General features: G+C 55.4%; 6 protein-coding genes. 1 reads left to right on the top strand and 5 read right to left on the bottom strand.

Annotated features, from left to right (window positions below; translation table 11 throughout):
• The 3 genes from AC3B8H_RS18500 to AC3B8H_RS18490 all read right to left on the bottom strand — a co-directional run.
• A partial coding sequence (locus AC3B8H_RS18500; RefSeq protein WP_488443006.1) for a hypothetical protein occupies positions 1-277 on the bottom strand: 277 nt, incomplete at its 3' end.
• Between the two features lie 102 nt (positions 278-379).
• Positions 380-619 (bottom strand): hypothetical protein, encoded by a 240-nt coding sequence (locus AC3B8H_RS18495; protein ID WP_488443005.1) that lies wholly within the window; start codon positions 617-619, stop codon positions 380-382.
• Between the two features lie 90 nt (positions 620-709).
• Positions 710-1,084: a hypothetical protein gene (locus AC3B8H_RS18490; RefSeq protein ID WP_488443004.1), complete on the bottom strand. Its 375-nt coding sequence runs from the start codon at positions 1,082-1,084 to the stop codon at positions 710-712.
• Between the two features lie 822 nt (positions 1,085-1,906).
• Here AC3B8H_RS18490 and AC3B8H_RS18485 point away from each other — a divergent pair.
• Entirely contained in the window at positions 1,907-2,518 is a 612-nt protein-coding gene (locus AC3B8H_RS18485) for a hypothetical protein (protein WP_488443003.1), read from the top strand.
• A 211-nt stretch (positions 2,519-2,729) separates the two neighbouring features.
• On the opposite strand, the gene AC3B8H_RS18480 is transcribed toward AC3B8H_RS18485, so the two are convergent.
• Together AC3B8H_RS18480 and AC3B8H_RS18475 are read right to left on the bottom strand one after the other, a co-directional pair.
• Positions 2,730-4,496, bottom strand: a complete 1,767-nt coding sequence (locus AC3B8H_RS18480) for a serine hydrolase domain-containing protein (RefSeq protein WP_488443002.1) — start codon at positions 4,494-4,496, stop codon at positions 2,730-2,732.
• Between the two features lie 66 nt (positions 4,497-4,562).
• A complete protein-coding gene (locus tag AC3B8H_RS18475; RefSeq protein ID WP_488443001.1) occupies positions 4,563-4,844 on the bottom strand; it encodes an antibiotic biosynthesis monooxygenase in 282 nt (93 codons plus the stop codon).
• Positions 4,845-5,050: the final 206 nt, after the last annotated feature.

Raw genomic sequence — 5,050 nt, 5'->3', positions numbered from 1 at the left:
TACGGCATATTTCCACCCAAGCGGGGAACTGAAAATAGCTGAATTCCGCTTTCAACGGTGATGAGGCAAGTGCCTCGATTACATGTGGCACGGCGGCAAACGAGGCCGAATAAACGTCACCTTGATGAGCAAGCGAACTCCACAGTGAAAACCAAGGCTCTTTGTTGTCTGACGAATCTGGAATTTCGGCAAGTTGCTTTAACAAAGCAGGAATGTCAGATGCCTGCCCATAAGCGTGATGTAACTCAGACCAACGTGAGCTTTCTAAACTAAGCAATGGGTTCTCCTTTGTGACGCCCAACGTGTAGCTAAGGGGCGCGCCGAAGGCGCGTCCCAGCGACCAGAGGGAGCGAACTTGAGCGCAGGGTTAGGCGGCAGACTAGGGTTCATCGCGCAACCGCTCCCGCGCTTCACGCAACAACTCGGGATAGTCTTTATCAAACGGCATGGCGAGGTACTTTTCAAAAACGCAGCAGAGGTTCCAGAGTGCTCGTTCTTCAGCTTGATCCTCGATGCCCAATTTTTCCGTGTTGCTGAATCGTTGAAGAAACTCAAATAAGACAATTGCTTCGTCGGAAGTAATTGTAAATTGGACATCAGGTTGATCTGCGGGCGTCATTCGCTTGCTGCCTAACGATAAGTATAACTTGACCCGAAAAACGGAGCGGCGACAGCCGCGGAGCTTTTTGGGATCAAGTTGATACGCTGGTTAGCTTCCTGCCTGAGGGCCATTAATCAATTTGATAGCTTCTGTGTTGGTCTTTGCCAATTTTCCAGCATCACTATCAACTAAGAACTCCGCATAAGCCGCCTTTATCATTCCGTAAGGAACTGAATACTTGAGGTAAAGCTTTTCCGGTTTTAGGAATCCGAGAATAGCGGATGCGGCAGCGGCGACGAGGCCGGCGATTTCTTGCACACTCTTGGAGTCACCAATAACGCTACCTAGCGCACCCGCTGCAAGCACGCCAGACACCACTCCGATTACTCCAACTATGTAATGAGCTGACAACCAGAAAGTCAGCCAAAAAAACCATCCGTTTATGTTACCAAGAACCTCGTTTTTCAGTTCTTCATTTGCCATTTATTTCCCCTTTTCGCTAAGTGAAGCCAAGTCGAATATATTTTGTAAGCGAATACAAAGCTAACAAGTTATTAAGCTGTTAACAGCATATCTACCGAAAAATGAACCTCGAAACGATAAATTATTGATCAGTATATGGGTTTCACTTCTGTATATCATCGGAATCTAGTAGATATGGCTGGTAAACGTCAAATTGCAGACACTGAATCAAATGTAGCGATAGTCCGCAACGGGTCGTAAGCCGCCCACTAAACATCCTAAACGCAAGGAGTCGCAACCAAAGCGCACGGAAAAAGAGCTGCGCGATGTCATTAGCGGCTATTCTATGCGTTTTTCAATTTATAGACTATCCTTTCGGTCGTTCAAGGAGCGCTCGACTCTGTTGTGCCGCTAGTCGCACTGTTTAAGCAAGCGCCCTGGTTAACGGGGCGATACGCATGACAAAGCGGCTGACGGTAACCGTCTATGGTTGCCCGTCACGGAACCATTTTTACGCGTGTTTCAAACGTTGGGGGAAAACCGCTGCAAGTCACGGCTGGCAAGGCTTTCGGCGATTCGAGTTTCACGGAGCCGTGGAAGCATGACACGGAACGCTGGAAACACGGCACGGAGCCGTGGAAACACGACACGGAACGTTGGAAACACGGCACGGAACGTTGGACACACGACACGGAGCCGCAGGAACACGACACGGAACCGTGGAAGCACGCGTTTCCAATATAAAAACACGGCACGGAATGGCCGATACCCTCGTCGCGGGCGTTGCCGGTGGCGAAACTGGAGTAGGTGGGCGGATTAAATTCATTCATCGAGGAGCTTAACATGCCCAAATCCACGTTTATCCCGAATTCCGATCACGATTTTCTGGCCTGGTTCGACCATTTTCTGGCCAATCTCAAACCTGAGCACGGCGTGTCCGAGGCCGACTTGGCGGCGCTGACGGCGGCGAATGCCGATTTTCACGATAAGTCGCGGCTGGCCGGCAATGCCGCCGCGCTTGCCAAACAAGCGACCGCCGACAAAAGCGACAGTCGCCAGGCATCCGAAACTCTGATTCGGGCCGAGGCAAGGCGCATCAAGGCGCGCTCCAATTACACCGACGGTATCGGCGCGCAATTGGGCATCGAGGGAAGCAGCCGGGCCGGCGACTTATCGGCGGCCAGCCCCAAATTGAGCGGCAACGATCAAACCGGCGGGGTAGTGGCGTTAAGCTTTCTAAAATACCGCAGCGACGGGGTGAATATTTATTGCCAGCGCGACATCGATACCGACTGGGTGCTGCTGGGCCGCGCCACCGTCTCGCCCTTCGTCGATCGCCGGCCGTTGCTGACTCCCGGCAAACCGGAGCTGCGCCGCTATACCGCCGTGTTCATGTCCAAGGACAAGGAGACCGGCCAGTACAGCCAGGAATTGGTGGTCAATTGCGCGCCGTAAGTCCAGCGGCATGGATCAACCGGGTGCTATTCGTTATCGGCGCCCGGTTCTGGCCGACAGCACCAGTTCGCCATTCCAAACAGCCAACATTCACTGCTGGTCATTGAGTCGGCATCGTTGGCTTGGTCTGAGCCGGAACTGGTGGCGGTTTCCAGGCGGAAAGGGGGGAGGTTGGACTGGACACACGCGCCGGCTCCCCATTGACCCCCCACTATTGCTTCTGCAATAAATAGCCGGAATAGGCGATCAGCTCCCGGCCATCCAGGTTGACGACGCGCAGGGTGTCGCCCATGCCTCGGCCGAGGCCATGGGTAATAGCCTGTTCGTCGTCGATGGGTTTGAGCGCCCAGGTCTGTTTTTCAATGTCGAAGCTGGGTAACGCGTACTCCAATACCAGGAAACCGTTGCGTTCCCGCAAGGCACAGCGCTCCGGAACGATCGCCTCGCCGTCGGCCAGATTGACGATGTGGTAGTCGCCCAAGCGTTGCCGCCAAGCTCCGGAAATTGCGGTAGCGACGATTTTTTCGCCGATCGGAATGGTCTGGCCTTCGGTATGCGCCAGCAATATCTGGCGGCCGGTAATGTCCGCCAGCGACAGACCGACTTCGGCCAGTTCCTCCGGTTGGATCGGAATCAAGCCCAGCAACCAATAGCGAAGACCGAAATGACCGTCCGGGCGGACCACAATGTCCAATGCGTTGCCGTTCAAATCGGCGGAAATGCCGTCGCCGGTTTTTGCGGCATCGACGTAGCCCAACATCGTCGCATAGTGGCCGCTGAATTGGCTTTGTTCGGCCACAGTCGGCGGTCGGGTTTCGATGGTCGGATTTTCGGTTTCGCGGAAGGGTTGGCCGGTTTTGATCGCGACCGCCAGTTTCAGCGCGGCGTTATTGATCTTCTGCAAGGCTTGGTTGGGCGAGTTGCTGAGTACGACGACGCCGATTTTATGTTTGGTGGCCAGACTCATCAGGCTGAATTGATACAGCGTGGCGCCGCCGTGTTCGGCTATCGGGCCGATGTTTAAGTTGTTCCGCAGCATCCAGCCCAGCCCGACCTTTAGGCCGGCGTCGAGCGGCACGTCGGCGTTTTGCGGTTCCAGCATCGCCGCGACGGTTTGCGCTTGCAATAGCTGGCGGCCGTCGGATGTTCCGCCGGAGAATACCATTTTCACGAAGCGGCTCAGGTCCAGCACACTCGCGTTCAAGCCGCCGGCCGGCATGTCGCGGAGCGGCGGCTCGGGTTTTTCCTCGCCGAAGCGGTAGGATTTCGACGCCAGTTCGCCTTCCAGTCCCGACGCGAAGAGAGCGGTTCGCATGCCCAGCGGTTTGAGCAATTGCTGGTCGGCGTAGACACTAAACGGCGTGGCACTGACCGTTTCCAGCATAGCCCCCAACAAGGTCACGCCAAGATTCGAATACGAAAATACCGTGTTGGCCGGATTGCTGACGTATTCGGATTTCAGTTGCTCGACCAATTGCCCGAACGGCCGCGGCTGTTGCGTCCACATGCCGTTGACGATGTCGCCGGGCAAACCGGAATGATGGCTCATGATGTTGCGCGGCGTGATCGCGGCGGTATCGGTGAACCGCGATTGGATCGAAAAGTTCGGCAAATAGCGTTGCAGCGGTTGATCAATATCCAGCTGGCTTTGCTCGGCCAATTGCATCACCAAGGTATCGGTAAACAACTTGGAAATCGAGCCGACCCGGTACACGGTATCGGCCGATGCCGGCACGTCGCGTTTTTTATCGGCGTAGCCAAAGCCTTGCGACCACACCACTTGCTGGTCGTCCACAATGGCGATACTCAGCCCTTCGATGGCTTGTTTGCTCATTTGGCTTTCGATCAGCCAGCTCAAATAAGTCTTTAGATAGCGGTAATCGCCGTGTTGCCAAGCGTCCGGCTGGGGCGGCGGTGCGCCCGCGCAGCCGGATAACGCGATTAATAAGCTGAGAACTACGGGAATGCGTGACTTCATGGTTCAGGTTTACTCCGTTAAAGTGGCTTCAGAGGCGCCGGGTTGTGCAAGGATCGAGTCAGCGGTTTACAGCGTGCCGCGTTCGATTTCATTCAGATACAGAAATTCCGGGGACTTGACGCCGGCCCGCCGGCGAATCGCCACCAGCTCCGCCGATTCGAAAAAGCGCCGGGCGCTGTCCAGCGACGACCACTCGGAATAATGCACGATGCGGTTGGCGTCGTCGGCGTAACTCAGCAATTGATAGTGGATTTCGCCGGCGGTTTTGCGAATTTCCGCCGCTTCGTCGAAGACGGTTTTCCAGGCCTGATAGGCTTCGACTTCGTGAATGATCAGAACATGGGGCATGCGGGTTCCTCGCTGGCGGTTCAGAGTCGATAAATTTCGGCCGGGCAATGACGACATGGCGGCGGCGTGCGGTGTTGCCAGCCTAAAAGCCGGCTGCTGGTTGTGTACGCTAACGTTCTTCAGTGTAAGCGGGACGGCGCAGAACACGGCCATGCCGACCCGACAGGCCACCGAGTTTAAGCCAAAGCCGGCGGACTGCCATGTGC

It is taken from the genome of Methylomonas sp. BG-2 (assembly GCF_057766305.1).
This window is presented reverse-complemented; position numbering and strand designations above follow the sequence as displayed.